The following is a 23,327-nucleotide window of genomic DNA, read 5'->3' as shown; positions in this document are numbered from 1 at the left end:
TTACAGCCCCCAAAGAACCTGAACACCCCATACGACATAGATAAACATCACTAAGCCACATAGAGATTGAAAGAAGAAACGAACACCTGTTGCTTTGATGTAGTCAGTTGACACAGACCACAAACCGATCCAAGAATGAATACCAACAGAAAGAAGCGCTAACAAAGAAAAGATGCGCATAGAAGTCGTTTCGAACAAACCACTCCACTGTTCGTATGTAAGATCTGGATTTAGCAGTAAGTAAGCAATAATAAAGATACTGTATACGGAAAGAACTAGTGCAGAAATACGCTGCATCATCCAGTCATATAAACCTGAACGGCCAAAACTAGTAATTTGAGTTACCATATCCACACCCCTGCTAATAGAATCAGAACAACAGCGATCACAAGGTTCGCCTTTGCCGCAGCGCGGCCACTTTCAAGCTCTTCGAAATGCCCCAAATCCATAAACAAGTGTTTAACACCTGCTACGAAGTGATACATCAAAGCTGATACAACGCCCCACACAACAAATTTCGCCAAGAAGCTAGTTTGTAGTACGTCTACCACTTGATCAAAGCCTTGCTGTGAAGACAAAGATGTGTCAAACGCATAAAACAGAAATACCAAACCTACGAAAAGGATGATCCCTGTTACACGATGCAGGATAGAGACAATTGCGGTTACGGGCATTGATATTGTAGAAATATCAAGGTTGACTGGTCTTTTTTTGTTCACGACTCTTTACACCACTTTGTTTGATTGAACGGTCAATCACGACCCAAGTTCTATTGTCACCAACGTCTGTAAATAGATATTGGATCACATAGGCCTCCCTGAAAATCTCATCGATTTGCAAACGATATTGCTACAAGCGACTCAAACTTGCCAAATAACACCGACAAATCAATAAAATCATCGGGGCGCAATTATAGACTAGGCAAAAAACCTAAGACAAATAGACAGAACGCAGGGTTTTTGATGGTCGCCATTCATAAAATGAATGGAGCCATAAATTTAAGCAATAATGGTATAAAATTACATTTTAAAAACACGGCAATAAAATAATAAAAGCACATATTTTCAATAACTTAAAAATGATTTGAGCACATTTCACTCAAGTTCAAATTATTATCTTGTTAGAAATTTACATAGAAATTACTAAGATCTAATAAATACTATGAAATTTGTCTAATTGACTTTGTTACCACTAAGAAAGTATTTTTTCCGCACCTTCTGGGCCTGGAGAGCTAATTCAAGGCTCTTTGCCCCGGACCAGAGTACGAAGGAGACCAAAAATGGCTGACAAAAAAGCTCGCATAACAGTAGACGGTATCGATCAACCGATTGAACTTCCTGTATTATCAGGCACAGCTGGACAAGACGTAATAGATGTAAGAACTTTGGGTTCTCACGGCGTCTTTACTTACGATCCTGGCTTCATGTCGACTGGCTCATGTGAATCTGCGATCACTTATATCGATGGTGAAGCAGGTGTTTTACTACATCGCGGTTACAAAATAGCCGATCTAGCAGAAAACTCAGATTACCTTGAGACTTGTTACCTACTTTTGTACGGAGAGCTTCCTAGCGCAGCGCAGAAAGCTGAATTCGTAGAAACTGTTAAAAACCACACAATGGTTGCTGAGTCCATGCAGAAGTTCTTAGACGGCTTCCGCAACGATGCTCACCCTATGGCGATCATGGTGGGTCTTGTAGGTGCTTTATCTGCCTTCTATCAAGATCACATGGACATTAATGATCCTAAACACCGCGAAATCGCAGCATTCCGCTTGATTTCTAAAATGCCAACTCTTGCAGCAATGTGTTACAAGTACTCAAAAGGTCAACCGACCATGTACCCACGTAACGACTTGAGCTATGCAGAAAACTTCCTTCACATGATGTTTGCAACACCTTGTGAAGAATACAAAGTAAACCCTGTTTTCGCTAAGGCCATGGACCGCATCTTTATCCTACATGCGGATCACGAGCAAAACGCGTCTACCTCTACTGTTCGTCTTGCAGGTTCATCGGGCGCTAACCCATTTGCTTGTATTGCGGCTGGTTTCGTTACGCTTTGGGGCCCAGCCCATGGCGGCGCGAACGAAGCAGTTCTGAACATGCTTGAAGAAATTGGCGATGAATCAAACATTGATGAATTCATTGCCAAGGCAAAAGACAAAAACGATCCATTCCGTCTAATGGGCTTCGGTCACCGTGTTTACAAGAACTTCGACCCTCGCGCGAAAGTTATGCGTGAAACTTGTGATCAGGTACTTGCTGAGCTTGGTCAATCAGATGATCCTATGCTTAAGATTGCGAAACGCCTTGAGCAAATTGCTCTTGAAGACCCTTACTTTGTGGAGCGCAAGCTGTACCCTAACGTTGACTTCTACTCTGGCATCATCATGAAAGCCATCGGTATTCCAACGTCAATGTTCACAGTGATCTTTGCTATGTCTCGTACGATCGGTTGGATCTCGCACTGGAATGAAATGATCAGTGGCAACTACAAGATCGGCCGTCCACGTCAACTGTATGTTGGACACGCAGAACGCGATTACCCAACTGATAAATAATTGGGTATCCATAAAAAAGCGGCTTCTCAGCCGCTTTTTTTTGCTTATGCCCCGTCCTAAATAAGCTTATTCATCATCCTCAAAAACCAGTTCTGTAACAACTTTAGAGCCACACTTCACGCAGTCACCTTCGATCCAAATACGTTCACCCGCCTCAAACTCTTGAGGGTTCTTCATACCTAAATCCATCTCCATACATTGGTTACACCAAGTTTGCTGCAAAAAGTCATTTTGCTCTTCTTCAGATCTTGAAAAAAAGTCCCGGACTACAGGCTTAATTTCCACGTCATTAGTCATTTATATTACCCTTACCGGTGTATTGATATTGAAGAACCGAGCGCTGCATACTGTCGTAAGGAGCGTCCGATAAGCTTTTAGTTAGAACTGTATTCAGCGCCACACTGTTAGCAAATTTTTCTGGAGTTCCATTCAACTTTAAATCAAACCCTACTCCACCATTAACGATGCTATTCAACTGAACCTGATTAACCACGCCTATAGAGGAAAGATATTGTCGTAGAGTTGACATTGCCGTGTAATTTTTAACACCATTTACTTTAACAAACATCTCATAAGGCGTAGACATTTGAACGGATGCATAGCGATCAGATAAAAGGGAAGACAACCGAACAAGCACCTCTGACATAGCTTCTTGCGTTGTTGGCTTAGTAACTGAAATCAGATTTGAAGACTGATTAGGAGACAGCAACATACTATCTACAACGGATTCACCATGGTACTGACTCAAGCGAACAGCGAGCACAATGTCAGTTTGATAACGTTGGCTGGCTGCTTGGATATCGTCCTCAAAAAATCCCCAAAGCGCTCCAGCGCTCAGAGCATTTAAATCAGTGGAATCTAGCAAAGGCGCATAAACAGGAAGCCCAAAGTGCTTTGCCCCCTCAAAAAGCCCTGACAAAGCTTGCGAAGGCTTGTTGGCACCAAACATCTGACGTTGTCCATTTTGGTCTTCGATCAACCAAACTAAAATACTTGGACGATTACTGGACCAGACGGGTAATTGATTATCAAACAAAAAGCCATCAACAGACTCTTTATAAAACGTTACATTAATTTCCTTTGCAGATTCTAATCCGCCAGCCCCCTCAACAAGATCCACGACATCCTGCACAGAATGCTGCGCAACCCAACTTGAGGCGGCTTGATGAGCTTTTCGTAGCACAGAATCGGACAATCCCTGCTGTTGACCCGACACCCGTATCAACACATCATCAATCGCTTCATTAAACGCACGTTGTAACATTTGGCTCCCCTCTAAACTCGAAGGCACCTGCACAACTGATGAATATAAGTTAGATACTTGCACCGCGTGCCCGAGGGACGACAACATCAGCAACCATAAACAAACAATACGCTTCAAAACTATCCCCTTTCCTATCGTATTTTCTCTATTCTACTGTCTTCTATGCAAAGAACCATAGCCCTTATTTTCCACTGTGTTAAAATGCCGCTTTTCCCACACCATGATAAGGCATAGGCAATGACCGAATCGAAAAAAACCTCGATTAGTTACAAAGACGCAGGCGTAGACATTAACGCGGGCAACGAATTGGTTGAACGTATTAAGGGCGTCAGTAAAAAAACACGCCGACCTGAAGTACTAGGTGGCTTAGGTGGCTTTGGCGCACTGACACGACTACCTCAAAAGTACAAAAACCCTGTCTTAGTTTCTGGTACTGATGGCGTGGGTACAAAATTACGCTTGGCAATGGACCTTAACAAACACGATACGATTGGTATCGACTTGGTAGCGATGTGTGTTAACGACCTTGTTGTTGCAGGTGCCGAGCCACTATTGTTCCTTGACTACTACGCAACTGGCAAACTAGACGTTGATGTTGCTGCGGACGTTGTAACAGGTATCGGTGAAGGCTGTCTTCAATCTGGTTGTGCGCTAGTTGGTGGCGAAACAGCAGAGATGCCTGGCATGTACCATGACGGTGATTACGACCTAGCTGGCTTCTGTGTTGGTGTGGTTGAAGAAGACCAAATCATTGATGGTAGCAAAGTTGAAGCAGGTAACACCCTGATCGCACTTGGCTCATCTGGTCCACACTCAAATGGCTACTCTTTGATCCGTAAGATCCTTGAAGTAAGTGGTGCCAAACTGGATCAAGAAGTTGACGGTGTAGCACTGAAAGACGCTCTACTTGCGCCAACTAAAATTTACGTTAAATCTATCCTTAAATTGATGGAGTCAGTAAACGTAAAAGCACTGTCACACATCACGGGTGGTGGTCTACTTGAGAACATCCCGCGCGTTCTTCCTGAAGGTGCTGCGGCCTACATTGATGCAGCAAGCTGGACTCGTCCTGCCATCTTTGATTGGCTACAAGAGCAAGGCAACGTTGAGCAAGAAGAAATGTACCGCGTACTAAACTGCGGTGTCGGTATGGTACTTGCTATCGATAAAGCAGATGTAGAAAACGCTCTTGCAATTCTTAAAGCTGAAGGCGAAAACGCTTGGGTAATCGGTGAAATTCGTGAGAAAGCTGGTAAAGAGGTTGTAATCTCTGACCTTGAGGCTTCTGCATGAGTTTTCCAGTCGTTGTGCTAATTTCTGGCAGCGGCAGCAATTTGCAGGCTTTGATTGATCAAAGCCTGCAAGGTCAATTAGACATTGATATCAAAGCCGTTATCAGCAATAAAGCGTCTGCGTACGGGCTAGAGCGCGCCAGTCAAGCTGGCATTGCAAACCACGCCTTGGATCATAAGCAATTTGAAAGTAGAGAGTTGTTTGATCAAGCTTTAATGAGCCTGATTGATCAATATCAACCTAAGCTGGTTGTTCTGGCTGGATTTATGCGTATTCTTACCGAAGAGTTCACACGCCACTATGAAGGCCGCATGTTGAATATTCACCCTTCTTTGTTACCGAAATACAAAGGTCTGAATACTCATCAACGTGCGATTGATGCGGGAGAATCGGAGCATGGTGTGTCGGTTCATTTTGTAACATCGGAACTTGATGCAGGATCAGTGGTCTTACAAGCAAGCACTACAATTGAAGCGGATGATACAGCGGACTCGCTCGCACAAAAAGTTCATGCACTTGAACACATCATTTATCCACTAAGTGTTAAGTGGTTTAGTTCTGGACGCTTGAAACTAGAAAATGGGCAGGCGACATTCGATGGAGCTCCGCTTTCTGAATCAGGCATACGCTATTCGACGGACTTAAACCAGCACTAGGAACTCAAGATGGGTATTATCAGACGTATATTGATCGCGATGCTGTTGCTCTCGATAGTACCCTCTTATGCTAATTCCCTCATTAAAACGGATTTCCTACCTCCTTATACTGTGACCTACAGTGCTTTATACAAAAAAGGCATTACTCTTCGCGTTGAAGGAAGCCAGACCTTAACTCGTAAAGACGACAAACATTGGCAATTCGATTTTGAAGTCGATACGCTACTTGCGTCGCTTAATGAGACAAGCACTTTTGAACTTCAAGAGCAAAACCTACGTCCCATTGAATACCGCTATAGCTCAAGCATTTTAGGCAAAAAAAAGAACGTTACGGTTACTTTTGACTGGAATAAAATGACCGCCCTCAATAACGTAAAAGGTTCTCAGTGGAAAATGTCTATCAATGACATTACATTAGATCGATTAACTCTTCAGCTTCAACTCAGGTATGATCTTCTCAATAATCGAGATGACTTGTCTTACGATATTGCTGATGGTGGAAAGCTAAAGCGCTATATTTTTAAGAAACAAACAACCGAATTAATCAACACAAAACTTGGTGAACTTGAAACTATTAAAGTTGTTCGAACCGACAATTTATCTGACAAGCGCCACCAGTATTTTTGGTTCGCTCCAGAGCAAGGGTTCTTATTAGTCAAAATGGAACATTTTGAGAAAGGAGAGTCCTACACTCTGAACATCGATAGTGTAACAACTCTTAAACAGACTCATAAAACAGATTCTACAATTCATCAAGTCGATTAATATTAAGCAGCTCTGTTTGGTTACTCCAATTAATAGGCAAGCAACCTAGATGATGGTAGAAACCCATGACACCGTAGTGTTGTGCATGCTCCAAATATTCCGGAAGATGTATTTGCAGTTTCTCAACTGGAATCACAGCATGCAGTGGCTGCCAGCCTGATTCCGTTTTTAGACAACTGACTTTACTCTCATTCGACTCTGTAGAAGATATTAACGCCATCAACGCTTCTTTTGAAATACAGGGAGTGTCGCAAGGCAACAACAAAACGTGACCACGTAAATCTGTGTATTCATGAACCAGTGCGTACAGTCCAGCTAAAGGGCCAATTGATATCCATGGATCAACGTCTTCAATAACATCATCTGCAAGTGCTGAGTAGAAATCAAAGTTTTGGTTAGTGCTGATAACAACACTATCAACCAGTGACTTAGTCACACCCAGCACATGTTCAACCAAAGGGCGACCTTTATATAATTGCTGTCCTTTATCCAGCCCCCCCATTCGCTGAGCTTTACCACCCGCCAAAATTAAAGCTGTTAAATTTTTGTTCATCACATTTCACTAGCATATTAAAAAACGTCGCATAACACTTTCAAATCACGACTTCTCGATTGCCATAGCATTTCAGCCAAATGCAAACAGTGCAGCTGGTCAGTTTCATTATGAACCAAACCCAATACCCCCGCCATAGTTTGCAACACTGCTTTTTCACCAAATGGATCCGTTGTAAGACCTGTCCAATGATTGATCAAACGGTTAACAGATAAGTTATTTTTGTTTCGCGTATGATCGTATTCAAAACGGTTCCATTTTTCCCAGCTCAAGACACCATTAGATACCCTTGCTAGCGTAACATCTCTCTCAGGATTAATTTCAGCCTCACCATTCCCACCTCTAAAAATCAAAACAGAGGGGTCTTTGAGCTGAAGGCAGGCCTGTGCATGGAGATCATCATAGCCCTTATGAAATACGCCATGAACGCTGTGCTTAGCGTTAAATGGGTTCATCATACGAACCACTGTATTTACTGGAGATCTGAGCCCAAGAGTGAGCTTTAGATCCATCATTTGAGCAAGGCGTTTACTAACAGAGGACAAAGGCGCATATAGAAATCCATCTTTAGACAACATGGCTTCCGCGTCCTGTTGACTTAGATCTGTTAACGTAGATAACCCCAATGCAGAAACAAATTCATCCACATATACACGATCCTCATTTGCAAACGAATGGCCATGCATCACAATTTTATAGCCAGAATCAACTAAAGCTAACGCCGCGAGCAAAAACCAAGGAAGCTCACTACGTTTACCCGCATAGGCGGGCCAATCAATATCAACACCTGTTAGTGAAATACTTTCTGTAAGATATTGTCGTACTGCACGAGTAAAACCAAGGGTCTCATCAACCGTCTCCTCTCTAATGCGAATCAACATCCAAAATGCGCCCTCTTGCTCTGGTGCAACCTCGCCTCGAAGCAACATTCCCATCGCCAACTCAGCTTCTTCAGCTGTTAGTGGACGCGCACCTCGCTTACCACGCCCAAGCAATTGCACAAAGCGAACAAAGTCCATGCTCATTTTAAATTTCCTCTAGTACAGGCAATAATTGCTTAATTTCTGGAATGCAAGACCCACAGTTGCTCCCACATTTTAAAGTCATCCCCAACGCCTCTAATGTCATATCCCCATGTTCAATAGCAGCTTTTATCTGCTTATCACCCACTTGATAACAAGAGCAGACAATATTCCCTTTATCTTCAACATCAACCGAACGCCCAACTAATAAAGCAATACGCTCATTAGCCGTCAAAGCCTTATTAGCTAACACTTGCTCTTCCAACCAATTTGAAACGGGTAAATCGGGAGACTGCTGGATAAAGATCAAGGCAACGGGAACATCCTCTAGCAGGTAAACCTGCCTATTTTGTAATGAGAGCGGATTTTCATACGTCATCCATTCACCATTTGGATACTTCTCTTCAATCACTTTCTTGAGTGAATGAACTGCAACCAAATCATCTGAACAAGCAAATTCCATGCGCTCTCCGGTCAACGTTGGTACTCGACACCAATACACTAAATCATGTTCAACAGGTAATTGACTCGAGATTACATAACCATATTGAAGTGCAGAGATGGTTTTGACATTCACCACAGCATGTTTTGATTCAGGCTGACCAGATAATGCATCAACAACTTGCGGGATTAACGAAGACACTATCGGTTGATTAGCGAACTGTTTAGTCCAGTGAATCGGCACAAACAGAGCTTTTCTTCGGACTTGAGTAGACAGTTTCGCCCTGAGGCGCGTTTCACCATACGCAGAAAAAACGCTGACTAAGGCATGATTTTGAATGTCTAATTCCGCAGCATCGTCTGGATGAATTTCGACATAGGGCTGATCAGTATGACGTGACAAAATCGCCGCATCCCCTGTACGAGTCATGGTATGCCATTGATCACGAACTCGCCCTGTATTGAGAATAAATGGCCATTCTTTGGATTGCCCTGTCACCGGCTTTTTCACTTTGATCGGAATAAAGTTAGCTTTTTGATCCGGAGTAAAGAACTTACCATCCGTAAACATTCTTGCGGTGCCGTGCGGCTTATGTCGAGTAACCGGCCATTGTATCGGCAGTAGCTGGTTATATTCATCTTCTGTTATATCACTGAAATACCCTATATCGAAGTCTCGTTTACCGTTATTTTCAAACTCTGATAATGCTGCATGTTCACGGAAAATATCATCAACCCCACGATAGCTGAATCCGCTCTGATAGCCCATCGTTCCAGCAACTTGGCAAATTGACCACCAATCTGGCTTTGCCTCGCCACGAGGTGGTAATAAACCACGCTGACGAGAAATTCGGCGCTCAGAATTGGTAACCGTGCCGTCTTTTTCACTCCACGGTAATGCAGGTAGCAACACATCAGCGAACGGTGTGGTATCTGTATGCTGTTTACAATCACTAACAATGACCATTTCACACTTTTCAAGAGCTCGTTGCACTTGGGCCGTATCCGGCAAACTGACCATTGGATTGGTGGACATAATCCAAAGCACTTTTACTTTGCCTTCTTCAACTGCTTTAAACATATCTACGGCTTTTAAACCATTTTCAGTAGCCATATTCGGCGCTTGCCAAAAACGTTGAACCAATTCAATGGCATTAGGTGTCGCAAAATCCATATGAGCTGCGAGTTGATTGGCTAAACCACCGACTTCTCGTCCACCCATGGCATTTGGTTGGCCAGTAATAGAAAAAGGCCCCATACCTTCTTTACCAATACGCGCTGTTGCTAGGTGACAGTTAATGATGGCATTACATTTATCAACTCCAGAAGAAGACTGATTGACCCCTTGTGAATAGAAGCTGATGGTCTTATCTGTTTCACACCACCATGCAGCGAGTTGTGACAAATCATCAGTTGAAAGACCACAATACTGAGCCGTTTTCTCTAACGAACCGCATTGCTTTTTAGCTTGTTTTAACGCGTCAGAATATCCCTTGGTAAACTTTTTAACGTAAGTCTGATCAACAACCCCTTTGCGTTCTGATTCGGCCAATAAAAAATTGAAAATAGCTGCATCAGAACCTGGTTCAATCGCTAAATGTAAGTCTGCAATATCACACGTCGCTGTCGCACGTGGGTCAATAACAACGACCTTCATCTCAGGACGCTTCTCTTTTGCAGCAGCGATACGCTGGAACAATATTGGGTGTGTCCACGCTGCATTAGACCCAACCATAATTAGCAAATCACACAATTCTAGATCTTCATAGTTACAAGGCACCGTGTCAGAGCCAAACGCACGCTTATACCCTACGACAGCCGAGGCCATACATAAGCGGGAATTGGTATCGACGTTAGCCGTACCAATAAATCCTTTAGCAAACTTGTTAGCAACGTAATAATCTTCAGTAAGGATTTGTCCCGAAAGATAAAATGCAAAGGAATCTGGACCATATTTGGCAACAACTTGCTTAATTTTATCTGCAATATGATCAACGGCTTCATGCCACTCCACTTGGTGACCATTTATTTGTGGAGCCAAGAGACGATCATCATGGACTAAAGTGTCGGACAAATTACTGCCTTTGACGCATAAGCGACCGAAATTAGCAGGATGTGATTCATCACCTTCTAAAGTAGCAAGCCCACTTTCAGGGTTTTGATCCACTGTTACTTTTACACCACAACCTACACCGCAATAAGGACACGTTGTTAAAGCTGCCATAGTTTCCTCTTTGCATAAAAAAAGCCCTGCATTCGTGAGAACAACAGGGCTACTTTGCCAAACAGCAGAACTCCAACTGCGGAGATTCTGAACAAATAATCTAAAGCAATAACCGGGCCAATAAATGCAGCCTAAATAATCGCCTACTTAGTTAAACCAATGGTTTTTCGCATTTCATTAGTGCAACAATGCACCAATATCATCCAATCCTAAGATTCGATGAGCACCTGATCATTTTCGATCTTAGCCGGCCAAACTTTTAATGTGCACTCACCTTCTAAACATTGACCTGTCATCAGATTGTAATGTTGCTTATATAATGGGCTAGCCACAACCCATTGATCCTGTAAATGAGCAGTTAAACCGCGAGACATTACATTCGCCTTGCCAACTGGATCCCAATTACTCACGGCAAAAATCTGCTCTTGAGTTTGTGGCAAAAAGAAAATCGCTACTTGCTCACCATTAATCATAGCGGCAACACCCGCATCTTCGATCAAATCGTCTTTAGTACAAACCATATTCCAATTCATCAGATGCCTCCTTTAGACAGCTGTTGCGATAAGCTTCATTTTCTCTTCTTCTGTGGCGGGGCGAATTTGACTTCGCTCCTCCACAAACACCACGTTTTCATCTGAGCCGTCGAAGTTCACGAATTGACGGAATTTCTTCAGAGCTTGCTCATCATCAATCGTAGTTTTCCATTCACATTGGAAGGTATCTACTACGTGATTCATTTGTTGCTCTAACTCTTCAGCAATCCCCAAAGCATCATTGATTACCACTTCTTTAAGATAATCCAAACCGCCTTCTAAACCGTCCATCCACACGGAAGTACGTTGCAAACGATCAGCTGTTTTGATGTAAAACATGAGTACACGATCGATGTACTTGATCAAGGTTTCATCATCAAGATCTGTTGCAAACAGATCTGCATGACGAGGCTTCATACCGCCGTTACCACAGACGTACAAGTTCCAACCACCTTCCGTTGCAATCACACCGATGTCTTTACTCTGGGCTTCCGCACACTCTCGGGTACAACCAGACACAGCAAACTTCAACTTATGTGGTGCACGAAGACCTTTGTAACGATTTTCTATATCAATCGCCATTCCAACACTGTCTTTGACACCAAATCGACACCATGTACTGCCGACACATGATTTCACTGTACGCACTGACTTACCGTAAGCTTGACCTGTTTCAAATCCCGCATCGATCAATTTCTTCCAAATTTCAGGCAGTTGAGGCAAAGTTGCACCAAATAGATCAATACGCTGGCCACCCGTAATTTTGGTGTAAAGCTTGTACTCTTTTGCAACTTCACCGATAGCGATCAGCTTCTCAGGCGTAATTTCACCGCCAGGAATACGAGGCACAACGGAATAAGTACCGTCTTTTTGCATATTCGCTAAGAAACGGTCATTAGTATCCTGCAAACTAATATGATCACTCGTTAGAACGTAATCATTCCAAACAGAGGCTAAGATAGAACCAATAGCGGGTTTACAAATTTCACACCCATGCCCTTTTCCATGCTTATGCAGCAATTCAGAGAAAGTACGAATACCCTCTACTTTGACAATGTTATATAAATCCTGACGCGTATGAGCAAAGTGCTCACAAATATCTGTACTGACTTCAACACCCAGAGCGGTCAACTCATTATCAACCACTTTTTTCAGCAACGCAGCACAACCACCACAACCTGTTGCAGCTTTGGTTACGCTTTTAACATCAGCAACGGACATTGCGCCATCTGCAACCGCATCGGCAATGCTTTGCTTGGTAACGTTATGACATGAACAAATAGATGCCGTCGCAGGTAGTGCATCCACACCTAAACCAACCGACTCACCGTTACTTGCTGGTAAAATTAATGCTTGTGGTTGTGCAGGAAGGTCAATCCCATTTAGATAATATTGGATTAACGTATCGTAGTAGGAGTTATCACCCACCAATACCGCACCAATCAATTTCTTACCGTCTTCGCTAACCACCAATTTCCGGTATTCTTGGTTCAGCTGATCTTGATATATAAAACTACGAGCCCCTTGACTCATTGCATGCGCATCACCAATTGAACCAACATCGCAACCGAGTAGTTTTAATTTAGTGCTCATGTCTGCGCCAGTAAATGAAGCTGCAGCATTGCGCATTAGGTATCCTGCGACTGTTTTTGCCATCATATAGCCAGGTGCAACCAGACCGAAAATACGCCCTTCCCAAAGCGCACATTCACCAATTGCAAAAATATCAGCATCACTTGTTATACACTGGTTATTAACGACAACTCCACCGCGCTCACCCATTTCCAATTCAGACTGACGGCCTAATTCATCACGAGGACGAATACCCGCTGAAAAAAGAATGAGATCTGTTTCAAGATATTCGCCACCCGCAAAGTTCATTCGGTGGAATGCCGTTTCACCATCAGTAATGTCATTGGTTGCAGTTGCCGTTAGTACGGACACACCTAACCCTTCAATCATCTCTTTAAGTAGCGAACCACCAGTTTCATCCAACTGAACCGGCATTAGACGTGGAGCAAACTCCACAACACTCGTTTCTAAACCAAGGTTTTTCAGCGCATTGGCCGCTTCCAGACCTAATAGACCACCACCAACAACCGTACCGGTTTTCGCATTTTTAGCGTACGCTTTGATGGCATCTAGATCTTCGATAGTACGGTAAACAAACGTGTTCTCACGTTGATGACCTGGAATAGGCGGTACGAAAGCATAAGAACCCGTAGCTAATACCAGTTTGTCGTATGCAACTTTTTCACCGTTTTCAAGTTCTACTAATTTTGCCGAACGATCAATCGCAACCACTTTGCTATTTGTATTAAATGCAACACCATTGCTTTCATAGTACTCACTGGTCGTCATGGCTAAATCAGCCGCTGACGCACCATTAAAGTAATCACTCAAATGCACACGGTCGTAAGCTAGATGAGTCTCTTCACCAAAGACAGTTACCTTGTATTCATCTAGGCCACCAAGCTCTACCATTTGCTCGACAAAATGGTGGCCAACCATGCCATTACCGACAACAACAACCTGTTGTTTTGAATCTGTGAGTGACGTCATTATGTTCCCCTTACATACACCCTTTCGGGCTAGCAACATCTGACGTTGGAGTTCTAAAAGCGTTTAAGACTGGCAGTACGCTTCGCCAAAGGCCAGAAACTCCAACATTTCAGAAATATTGGTTTGGTTCTGAATAAGCTGGCTATACCAGCTACCATCGGCGACGTTGCCATAAAGAATTGCGCCTACTAAGAGATCATCTTTGACCACCAGTTTGCGATAATGATTTAAGCCACGATCAAGAAAAGTAATTTCTTGCTCAGGCTCCGCGTCTATTTGCCCTACAGAATATAGGTCGACGCCAGAAACTTTTAATTTAGTTGGAATAGGCTTTACATCAAACTCGGCATCTGCACCGAGTAAGGTTTTAAGCAAAACATCTAGTTGATCCCAAATCGGAGCGACTAATCCAAATGTATGGTGCTTAAACTGACAACACTCCCCTAAGGCATAAATACCAGGATGTGATGTCTGCATATCCGAACTCACTAGTATCGCTTTGTCCACATCCAGCCCACTGGACTTCGCCAATGCAACTTCTGGAGCAATACCCGTTGCGACCACGACCATATCCGCTTCGATACAGCCTCTGTCGGTCTCGACTGATGTCACCAAAGAAGTAGTTTGATCAACATTCAATCCTATTGGTGTCGCACTGGTAAAAAATGAAACACCTTTATCCTGCAAACAATCTTGCAACAAGTGTGCCGATCTTTCATCTAATTGTCTGTTTAAGATATAGGATGAACGCTGGATAACCGTAGGATGCTGGCCATTCTTAGCCAAACCCACCGCTGCTTCAAGCCCCAATAGACCACCGCCAATCACTGCAACCTTATCCCCTAAACCTAAGGATAACAATGCGTTAACATCTTTCCAGTCACGAAAACCAACCACATTTTTTGCCGCTACTCTTGCCCAATCAGGCAAATAGGAACGCGCCCCTGTGGCATACACTAAAGCATCAAAATGCAATCTTAAACCACTGTCTAATAGAACGGTTTTTGCTGCATTGTTGACTTCTACAGCGGGATCACTGGCAATAATTCTTGCACCATTTTGCGTCATTGCACCAACATCAACCAACGAGATATCATCCTCTGACACCTCCTTAGCCAATACTGAAGACAACATAATGCGGTTGTACCCTATTTGAGCTTCTTCTCCAACCAAGGTCACATCAAAAGGCATTCCAGGTAAATGCGCTAATTCAAATGCCAGTTTTGAACCTGCCATGCCCGCACCAATAATGACTACATGTAATTTGGCCATTGATTGTCTCTCAAAAATTAACCGTTTGATGCTAGCTTATCGTCTTTTGTCGTATGTGACGCCTTGTTAATTGGCTCAACTTTACGTTGTTTCTCATACAAGAATGTTAATACTTGTGCGCGATAATCTACGTATTTAGGATCATCTGCCAAAGCAAGACGATCACGAGGCCGCTCAAGATCTACTTTTAATATCTCGCCTACGGTTGCGGCTGGACCATTGGTCATCATTACAATACGATCAGATAGCAACACCGCTTCATCAACATCGTGCGTAATCATAATGACGGTGTTATTCAAATCTTTTTGAATTTCCATCAATGAATCTTGTAGGTGAGCACGCGTCAGAGCATCTAATGCCCCAAATGGCTCATCCATCAACAGCACACTTGGCTCCATCGCCAGTGCTCGTGCGATACCAACACGCTGCTTCATACCACCTGAAATTTCAGAAGGACGTTTGTCTGCTGCGTGAGTCATGTGAACCAGCTCAAGATTATGCATAATCCAATCGTGCATTTCTTTCTTGCTTTTTTTACCCTTGAAAACCTGTTTAACCGCTAGCTCAACGTTTTCATAAGAGGTTAGCCATGGAAGCAATGAATGGTTTTGGAAAACCACTGCTCGCTCAGGGCCTGGGCCACGAACTTCTTTGCCATCCAACAACACACCACCTTCTGTTGCATCATATAAACCCGCAACAATATTAAGAACTGTAGATTTACCACAACCAGAGTGACCAATCAGCGAAACAAACTCACCTTTTTCGATCTTTAGATTTACACCGTCTAATGCTTTGAAGGAGCCTTTAGGTGTAGGAAATTCAATAGATACCTGACTAATGTCTAAATGTGTCATTTTTAATGCTCCCTTAACGAAGTACCTGAGTTTTGTCCCAAGAGAAGTAACGCTGAGCAAACAGCATTGCGCGGTCGAGTAAGAATCCGATGAAGCCGATCATTAATACAGCTACCATAATGCGACCTAATGAACTTGAGCTTCCGTTTTGGAATTCATCCCAAACAAATTTACCTAGACCAGGGTTTTGCGCGAGCATCTCTGCCGCAATCAACACCATCCAAGCAATACCCAAAGACAAACGCAGACCAGTAAACATCATTGGCATTGCAGATGGGATGACAATCTTGACGACATGAGTCAACCAACTTAGACGCAACACCTTTGATACATTCAAAAGATCTTTTTCAATAGCGGCAACACCTACTGCAGTGTTGATTAACGTAGGCCACATACAACACATGGTGACAGTAAACATTGAGGTCAAGAACGACTTCGAAAACATTGGATCATTAGACACATAGGTCGCACTGACCACCATCGTCACCAATGGCAACCAAGCGAGAGGTGAAACAGGTTTAAATATCTGTATGACTGGGTTTAGCGCACTGTACACCATACTATTTAGACCAATAACAATACCCAAAGGAATGGCAATCAATGTGGCCAAACCAAATCCTGCCAATACGGTATACAAACTAGTAAAAATTTGATCAAAGAAAGTAGGTTTGCCGGTATATTCACGAATTTTTGGTACGTAATTTGGGTCTTTGGCAACTCTATCTGCATTGCGCTTTTCTTGACGCTCGTAAAAAGAACTCTCTTTGCTACGTTCACGCTGATGATCAGCCACTAAGCCTTGCCATTGTTCATAGACAGCAACAGGACCTGGAAACTTACCTAAAGAAGTATCGATGCGATCTGCCCCCACTTGCCAAACAAACAGGAATACTACGATCCCAATAAGGGGCATAAACAGGTTTTTCAGCTGAAATGCTTCCAATTTCTGCATACCAAATGATCGAATTGATTGTACCAATGCACTCATATTTTCTACTCCGAAGATTCAAGAAGCCCGTAGGCTTCTTGATCTATTACGGGAATCAACACTTAAAGTGTTTCATCACCTTTTAAACCAATTTCAAAACTATCGATGTAATCGTTTGGTTTTTTCCCATCAAACACCACACCATCGATGAAGTCAGATTGTGGCGCTTTAAATCCATCTTCTGTTTCGAAATTAGGGAACTCTGAGGCATTCATCACACCATCCTCAATTAACGATTTCGCTGCTTCTGCATAGATATCAGGACGGTATACTTTCTTAGCAATATCCATATACCAGCCATCAGTTTTTTGCTCAGAGATTTGCCCCCAACGTCTCATCTGAGTCAGGTACCAAATTGCATCACTGTAGTAAGGATAAGTTGCGTTGTGACGGAAGAATACGTTGAAGTCAGGCACTTCACGTTTGTCGCCTTTCTCGTATTCGAATGTACCCGTCATAGAGTTTGCAATAACGTCGTAATCCGCACCTACGTATTCAGAGCGAGATAGGATTTCTACTGCTTCAGGGCGGTTCGCGTTGTTGTTTTCATCCAACCACTTCGCAGCACGAATCATCGCCTTCACAACACGGATATGCGTATTTGGAAACTCTTCAGCCCATTCATTGCTCACACCAAACACTTTCTCTGGATTGTTTTTCCAGATTTCGTAGTCAGTAATGACTGGTACACCGATACCTTTGAACACAGCTTGTTGGTTCCATGGCTCACCGACACAGTAACCATAGATAGTGCCGGCTTCTAGCGTTGCTGGCATTTGAGGTGGTGGCGTGACAGATAACAAAGCATCTGCATCCAATTGACCACTGGTATCGCCATTATGCGGTGCATAGTAACCTGGCTTGATACCACCAGCCGCTAACCAGTAACGAAGCTCGTAATTGTGAGTTGACACTGGAAATACCATACCCATGTTAAATGGCTTACCTTGTGCTTTGTAAGACTCAACCACTGGCTTTAAAGCGGAAGCAGAAATGGGATGAACGACTTTGCCATCTGGGCCGACTGGGATATTTTTCTTCATTTCATCCCAGACTTCGTTAGAAACAGTAATACCATTACCGTTTAAATCCATACTGAATGCCGTAATGATATGTGCTTGTGTACCAAAACCAATCGTTGCACCCAGTGGCTGACCAGCCAACATGTGCGCACCATCTAGCTGGCCATCAATGACTCGATCTAGCAACACTTTCCAGTTTGCTTGTGCTTCCAGCGTCACATACAGACCTTCATCTTCAAAGTAGCCTTTCTCATAAGCGATCGCCAAAGGGGCCATATCAGTCAGCTTTATAAAGCCAAATTTCAATTCTTCTTTTTCAGGGTAGCCTAACTCTGCCAGTGCTTGAGTTGAAAAGCATACAGACAATGTTGCACCTAACGTTGCAACTTTGACTGCTCCCATTACTTTCGATAGAACATGTTTAGTATTAAATACGGCCTTCATTCGCTATTACTCCAATACCATTTCAAAGTCCAAAAACAAAAAAAGCGCCTGCATCCATCACTGGTCGCAGGCGCCTTTGCCAAATCTTTCTACTCTAAATGAAGCTTTGACTACACCTTTGTAGTATCAAAGCAAACATCCAAAATTAACAATTTTATATAAGCACTTTACATGCCAAAAAAATAAATTTATATTTTTCAATGCATTAAAAAAATCAGACTAAAAAAACTCAAACAAAATCATCAAAACGCACAATCACTGATCACCAGCCTTCTAGTGACGACCTTAATTAATGCACAAAATTAATGATGGATAACAGACGCTTCCACAGAATCACGCGAGTTGTTTACCAATAATGCTAAAGACAACCGATCTTTAATACTTAACTTCTTATACACAGTCGTTAGGTGAGCTTTCACCGTTCTTTCAGTTACTTCTAATCGACGTGCAATTTCTTTGTTCGACATGCCTTTGGCCACTAAATCAGCCACACTTAGTTCACGATCAGAAAGTAAGTCTGAATGCTCAAACATGAGCAAATCACTTTGAGATTCAATCGGAGCACTAGATTGTTTAATTAACTGCTGGATGAAATCTTTTCCTCCCCAGATTTCACCTGAATCCACCACAGACAAAACTAGCTTCAACTGCTCTTTCGCAATAAAGGGTGAACATTGCCCATTCACTCCCATTGACAACATTCGCATGGCAGCGGTTTGACTTCTTAAATATGGAAATGCAATGATTTTGATATTTGAAAAACGCTCTCGAAGACTAACAACTTGTTCAACTTTTAAGGAAAACTCCGCATCATCAAGATAAACAAAACAAAACTCAAATTCATTGCTCTCAATAGATTCAATGGTTTGCTCAAAACTTTGGCTTCTCACTAATGCAGCACCTGTCGGACAGACTTTATTCCAATGATCCCAAACAGATTCATTTACATTCCAGCACAGTACTCTCAAGTTAAGCCCCTTAATACAAGCGTTACTAACACCTAATTCTATTAATGAACGCATCACACAATTGTTAACTTTTGTAAAAAATGACGAAAATATTGTAACTATCGTTCACGCAATGCATTCTGCTGTGCCTTGAAAATCGGTTTCATTAGGTAATCCAACACTGATTTCTTACCTGTAATAATATCTACCGTAGACTGCATACCAGGAATAATATTGAGAGGAGCATCAGAGGGTCCTAGAAAGTTCTTATTCGTTCGAACACGAACAACATAAAAACTGTTTCCCTCTTCATCTAAGATGGTATCCGCTGAAATATTCTCAACCTCAGCGTCTAAACCACCATAAATTGAAAAGTCATAGGCTGATAGCTTAACGACCGCTTTAAGCTCAGGTTTTATAAAGCCGACATCTTCAGGGCGTACTTTTGCCTCAATCAATAGTGAGTCATCGACGGGAACGATTTCCATTAAACTCATACCCGGTTTGATAACACCGCCCACCGTATTGATTTGAACTTGCTTTACAATACCTTTCACCGGCGAACGCACTAAGGTTCTATCAACTTTATCTTCAAGCGTCACGCTGGACTCCCTCAATTGGTCCAGCTGAGCCCTAACATCGGTTAATTGTTCTTGCGCATCCGCTCTAAACTTCGCGGTACTCTCCGCTAGTTTGGTACGAGCTTCTTGCAATGCAGATCTTGCTCTTGGAATCGCCAGCTTGGTAGCCTGGAGGTCGCCCTGCAATTGGTTGACTTGCCTTTCTAATTGCAAAAGCTCAACTCGGGATACGGCACCTTGTTCAAATGCAGGTCGCGTTAATCTCAGCTCTTCACTTGCCAGTTGGAAGCTGTCTTCTAAATTACTGAGCTTAGCATTTTGCTCCACCACTTCTTGTTCTTTCTGAGCAATTTGCTGCTCAAAAATCGCTTGATTAGTGGTCAAAGAGATCTGCCTGTTTCGATACAAATCCATCTCACGATTAATAATCTCTTGATAGCCACTTTGCATTTCCGTCGTAAACTTTGGCTCCTCTCCATTCGCTTCCGCATCTAACCGCGCGGCCCTAACCATCAAGTTCATTCGCTCGACTTGTCGCTCTCTTAACGACGAAAGAGCTTCCGTATTCTCAATCGTCATGAGCAACTCGCCTTGAGCAACAGACTGGCCAACTCTAACGTTCACTTCTTTTAAAATACCACCTTCCAAGTTCTGAATAACTTGAACTTGGCTAGATGGAATAACCTTTCCTTGCCCTACCGTTACTTCATCTAGATATGTAAAATTTGCCCAAACCAGAGCACAAACTAAAAATGCAAACACACTCCAAAGTAACAGCCTACCGCCTCGTGGTGTCTTTAACATCATTGCGGCATTGCGATCACTCAGGAAATCTAAATCAGATTGCTCAATGGTTTGTTTAGAACTTAACTTATTAAACATCATTAGCTCACTTTAAGCTTGCCTTGGCGTAATGCATCAAACACATGAGCCTTAGGTCCATCAGCAAGAATCCGGCCATTGTCCATCACAATTAATCTATCCACTAGATCCAACATAGAAGATTTATGAGTAATCAAAATAAATGTTTTATCTTCGATCACTTCCGCTAAGCGACGGCGCATTCTTGTCTCAGTTGTATTATCCATTGATGCAGTTGGCTCATCCAAAATCAAAATATTTGGATCAAATAGTAACGCTCGCGCAATAGCGACACTTTGTCTTTGACCTCCAGAGAGCTTATGACCCCGTTCACCAACGATGCTATCAAGCCCTGAAGCTTTTCGGTTAGCAAACTCTGACACACCCGACAAATTTGCAGCTCTGATAATTGCTTCATCTTCTATGTACGGGACACCAAAACAAATATTTTCTTTAATAGAGCCATAGAACAAAGAAACATCTTGCGACACGGCACCGATATTTCGTCGAAGATCCACTGGATTTATCTGTCTTAAATCGACGCCATCGATTCGTACAGCACCTTCTTTAGGCTCATATAGCCCCATCATTAATTTACCAAGAGTAGATTTCCCAGAGCCAATACGCCCTATGATGCCTATCTTCTCACCTTTTTTAACCTTGAGGTTAATTCCCGAGATGGCATTTTGTTCCTGCTCAGGGTATTCAAAGGCCACGTTGTCGAATTCAAAAGCACCATCAAACTTTGGTCGATGTACAAACTTAATATTCTCAGGTTGCTCTACTGGGGACCCCATAATGGTTTTTAGACCATCAAAAGCATTCTTGGCATGATTATAACGAGCCGCTAATGCCGCGAACTGTGCCATCGGTGTCAATGCTCTCCCAGTTAACATGACACAAGCAACCAAGGCTCCCATGGTCATTTCGCGCTCAGAAATCATGTACACTCCTAAAATGACCATAGCAACAGTGGTCATCTGCTGAGCAACCATTGCAAAAGAGGAACATGATTGAGCTAACTGTCGTGTTTTTAACCCCCAATCAGCAATATTACCAACGGCCTGCTCCCATTGTTGCTGTAGTGTGCCTTGCGCATTATTAAGCTTCACAATTTCAGCATTCGATAAACTCTCAATCAAAACAGCATTCTTTTGAACCGATGTCTTTTGTCCTTCTTCAATTGAGCGTCGAAGAGGCTTTTGGATCGCCAGAGAATAGATCAGCACTAAAAGTATCGTCACGATAGGGATTAAGCCTAACGGGCCACCCACCAAATAAATGACGAACACAATCAAAAACATAAATGGGATATCAACTAGAGTAGTTACCGAAGCTGATGTAATAAAGTCTCGAATACTGTCGAAGTCTTGCAGGTTTTTGGCGAAGCCACCAACAGAGGTGGGCCTAGATGCCATCGTGATATTATTCACTTTGGCAAAAATATTCGCGGATATCAGTATGTCTGATTTTTTTCCTGCTACGTCTATAAAATAGGCGCGCAAAGACCTCAAAATAAAATCAAAAATATAGACAACGGATACGCCCGCCGCTAAAACCCACAACGTATCAAACGCGTTATTTGGCACAACTCGATCGTAAACATTCATGACAAAAAGCGGGCTGACTAAAGCAAATATATTGATCAATAGTGACGCGATAAATACATCACGATAAATCCGCCAAGAGCTAACCAAAGTCCCCCAAAACCAATGCTTATCTGACGCAGCGCTTTCTTCAATACCCGAACGTTTATCAAACCGAAACTGAGGTCTGATGAAAAAACAATAACCGGAGTAAAGAGAGGTTAGCTTCGATAACGACATCGAAACCTCTCCATCCCCAGACTCAGGTAACAATACCCGAGCGGAGTCCGCTTTCTGATCAACATGAAGTAAAATACAGGCTTTCTTGTCATTTAAAAGCAATACTACAGGCATCAATACATCTGCGATCTTATCAACCGGACGCTTCACAAAACGAGTCACATAGCCCATTTTCTTGGCTGCTCTCATAAAGAGTTCCGGCGTCATGCCTTCATTAGATACTGGCATACCTGCTTTTACACCATCCGCTGTATAAGGGTTGTCATAATAGCGAGACAGCGAAACTAAACAATCTAACAAAGGATCAACGCTTTCTAAATGTTCAACGTCCTGATCCCAGGACTCTTTTTGCCTCTTCGCATTTGACTGCTTAGCAGAAATATTTTCTTTATGCAGAATCTCTGTTTCATAAGGGGTGGCGTTTTCAGCTCCCTCACTCGTCGTATTAGAATCAACAACGGAATGATGCATGCTTGTTTCGGAAGCACTTGCAGGCGCAAGATTCCCTTCGTAATCGTTAGCTTTTTGCTGGCGACGAAACAATTTACTCAGGCCTGACACCCAAGACTTTGATGTTTGCGATTTTGGCTCTGGTTCTGGCTCTGGCTCTGGCTCTGGCTCTGGCTCTGGCTCTGGCTCTGGCTCTGGCTCTG

Annotated in this window: 20 protein-coding genes; 4 read left to right on the top strand and 16 right to left on the bottom strand. The window is 42.9% G+C overall.

Annotated elements, in window-relative coordinates; translation table 11 throughout:
• Nucleotides 1-348, bottom strand: a complete 348-nt coding sequence (gene sdhD, locus JHD44_RS13685) for a succinate dehydrogenase, hydrophobic membrane anchor protein (protein ID WP_199463337.1) — start codon at nt 346-348, stop codon at nt 1-3.
• A complete protein-coding gene (gene sdhC / locus JHD44_RS13680; RefSeq protein WP_199463336.1) occupies nt 342-719 on the bottom strand; it encodes a succinate dehydrogenase, cytochrome b556 subunit in 378 nt (125 codons plus the stop codon). The genes sdhD and sdhC overlap by 7 nt, the downstream gene beginning before the upstream one ends.
• 560 nt (nt 720-1,279) lie before the next feature.
• Between sdhC and gltA the strand changes: the two genes are divergently transcribed.
• Nucleotides 1,280-2,563, top strand: a complete 1,284-nt coding sequence (gene gltA / locus JHD44_RS13675) for a citrate synthase (RefSeq protein ID WP_199463335.1) — start codon at nt 1,280-1,282, stop codon at nt 2,561-2,563.
• Nucleotides 2,564-2,629: 66 nt separating this feature from the next.
• Here gltA and JHD44_RS13670 read toward each other — a convergent pair whose 3' ends face one another.
• Together JHD44_RS13670 and JHD44_RS13665 are read right to left on the bottom strand one after the other, a co-directional pair.
• Nucleotides 2,630-2,860, bottom strand: a complete 231-nt coding sequence (locus JHD44_RS13670; RefSeq protein WP_199463334.1) for a hypothetical protein — start codon at nt 2,858-2,860, stop codon at nt 2,630-2,632.
• Complete coding sequence (locus tag JHD44_RS13665) at nt 2,853-3,914, bottom strand: DUF2066 domain-containing protein (protein WP_233402147.1); 1,062 nt, start codon at nt 3,912-3,914, stop codon at nt 2,853-2,855. The genes JHD44_RS13670 and JHD44_RS13665 overlap by 8 nt, the downstream gene beginning before the upstream one ends.
• A gap of 150 nt (nt 3,915-4,064) precedes the next feature.
• Here JHD44_RS13665 and purM point away from each other — a divergent pair, with 150 nt between their 5' ends.
• Genes purM through JHD44_RS13650 form a run of 3 tightly spaced genes read left to right on the top strand, consistent with a single transcriptional unit; the run spans nt 4,065 to nt 6,541 of the window.
• Nucleotides 4,065-5,120 (top strand): phosphoribosylformylglycinamidine cyclo-ligase, encoded by a 1,056-nt coding sequence (gene purM / locus JHD44_RS13660; RefSeq protein ID WP_133564203.1) that lies wholly within the window; start codon nt 4,065-4,067, stop codon nt 5,118-5,120.
• Nucleotides 5,117-5,776 carry a phosphoribosylglycinamide formyltransferase gene (purN, locus tag JHD44_RS13655; RefSeq protein ID WP_199463332.1) on the top strand — a complete coding sequence of 220 codons (660 nt, stop codon included), beginning with the start codon at nt 5,117-5,119 and terminating at the stop codon, nt 5,774-5,776. The genes purM and purN overlap by 4 nt, the downstream gene beginning before the upstream one ends.
• Before the next feature lie 9 nt (nt 5,777-5,785).
• Nucleotides 5,786-6,541, top strand: a complete 756-nt coding sequence (locus JHD44_RS13650; RefSeq protein ID WP_199463331.1) for a DUF3108 domain-containing protein — start codon at nt 5,786-5,788, stop codon at nt 6,539-6,541.
• Here the strand turns inward: JHD44_RS13650 and mobA are convergent.
• The 12 genes from mobA to JHD44_RS13590 all read right to left on the bottom strand — a co-directional run bounded on the left by mobA (nt 6,519) and on the right by JHD44_RS13590 (nt 23,145).
• On the bottom strand, nt 6,519-7,094 hold the full coding sequence (gene mobA, locus JHD44_RS13645) for a molybdenum cofactor guanylyltransferase (protein ID WP_199463330.1): 576 nt from the start codon (nt 7,092-7,094) through the stop codon (nt 6,519-6,521). The genes JHD44_RS13650 and mobA overlap by 23 nt on opposite strands.
• A gap of 17 nt (nt 7,095-7,111) precedes the next feature.
• The gene (locus tag JHD44_RS13640; protein WP_199463329.1) at nt 7,112-8,119 is read right to left on the bottom strand and encodes a glycosyl transferase family protein; all 1,008 of its coding nucleotides are present in this window, start codon (nt 8,117-8,119) and stop codon (nt 7,112-7,114) included.
• Nucleotide 8,120: 1 nt separating this feature from the next.
• Nucleotides 8,121-10,781 (bottom strand): nitrate reductase, encoded by a 2,661-nt coding sequence (locus JHD44_RS13635; RefSeq protein ID WP_199463328.1) that lies wholly within the window; start codon nt 10,779-10,781, stop codon nt 8,121-8,123.
• 209 nt (nt 10,782-10,990) lie between these two features.
• Complete coding sequence (gene nirD / locus JHD44_RS13630) at nt 10,991-11,314, bottom strand: nitrite reductase small subunit NirD (protein ID WP_199463327.1); 324 nt, start codon at nt 11,312-11,314, stop codon at nt 10,991-10,993.
• Between the two features lie 12 nt (nt 11,315-11,326).
• Nucleotides 11,327-13,876 (bottom strand): nitrite reductase large subunit NirB, encoded by a 2,550-nt coding sequence (gene nirB / locus JHD44_RS13625; RefSeq protein WP_199463326.1) that lies wholly within the window; start codon nt 13,874-13,876, stop codon nt 11,327-11,329.
• 63 nt (nt 13,877-13,939) lie between these two features.
• Nucleotides 13,940-15,148, bottom strand: a complete 1,209-nt coding sequence (locus JHD44_RS13620; RefSeq protein ID WP_199463325.1) for an NAD(P)/FAD-dependent oxidoreductase — start codon at nt 15,146-15,148, stop codon at nt 13,940-13,942.
• Between the two features lie 17 nt (nt 15,149-15,165).
• The gene (locus JHD44_RS13615) at nt 15,166-16,005 is read right to left on the bottom strand and encodes an ABC transporter ATP-binding protein (RefSeq protein ID WP_199463324.1); all 840 of its coding nucleotides are present in this window, start codon (nt 16,003-16,005) and stop codon (nt 15,166-15,168) included.
• Nucleotides 16,006-16,018: 13 nt separating this feature from the next.
• Complete coding sequence (locus tag JHD44_RS13610) at nt 16,019-16,957, bottom strand: ABC transporter permease (RefSeq protein WP_418903735.1); 939 nt, start codon at nt 16,955-16,957, stop codon at nt 16,019-16,021.
• Between the two features lie 98 nt (nt 16,958-17,055).
• A complete protein-coding gene (locus JHD44_RS13605; RefSeq protein ID WP_199463439.1) occupies nt 17,056-18,417 on the bottom strand; it encodes a CmpA/NrtA family ABC transporter substrate-binding protein in 1,362 nt (453 codons plus the stop codon).
• 344 nt (nt 18,418-18,761) lie between these two features.
• Nucleotides 18,762-19,481: a response regulator transcription factor gene (locus tag JHD44_RS13600; RefSeq protein ID WP_233402145.1), complete on the bottom strand. Its 720-nt coding sequence runs from the start codon at nt 19,479-19,481 to the stop codon at nt 18,762-18,764.
• A 44-nt stretch (nt 19,482-19,525) separates the two neighbouring features.
• Nucleotides 19,526-20,872, bottom strand: a complete 1,347-nt coding sequence (locus JHD44_RS13595; protein WP_233402133.1) for an HlyD family type I secretion periplasmic adaptor subunit — start codon at nt 20,870-20,872, stop codon at nt 19,526-19,528.
• Nucleotides 20,872-23,145, bottom strand: a complete 2,274-nt coding sequence (locus JHD44_RS13590) for a type I secretion system permease/ATPase (protein ID WP_199463436.1) — start codon at nt 23,143-23,145, stop codon at nt 20,872-20,874. Before JHD44_RS13590 ends, JHD44_RS13595 begins: the two co-directional genes overlap by 1 nt.
• Between the last annotated feature and the right edge of the window lie 182 nt (nt 23,146-23,327).

Origin of the sequence: Marinomonas ostreistagni (genome assembly GCF_016461785.1) — a bacterium.
Taxonomy (GTDB): domain Bacteria; phylum Pseudomonadota; class Gammaproteobacteria; order Pseudomonadales; family Marinomonadaceae; genus Marinomonas; species Marinomonas ostreistagni_A.
This window is presented reverse-complemented; position numbering and strand designations above follow the sequence as displayed.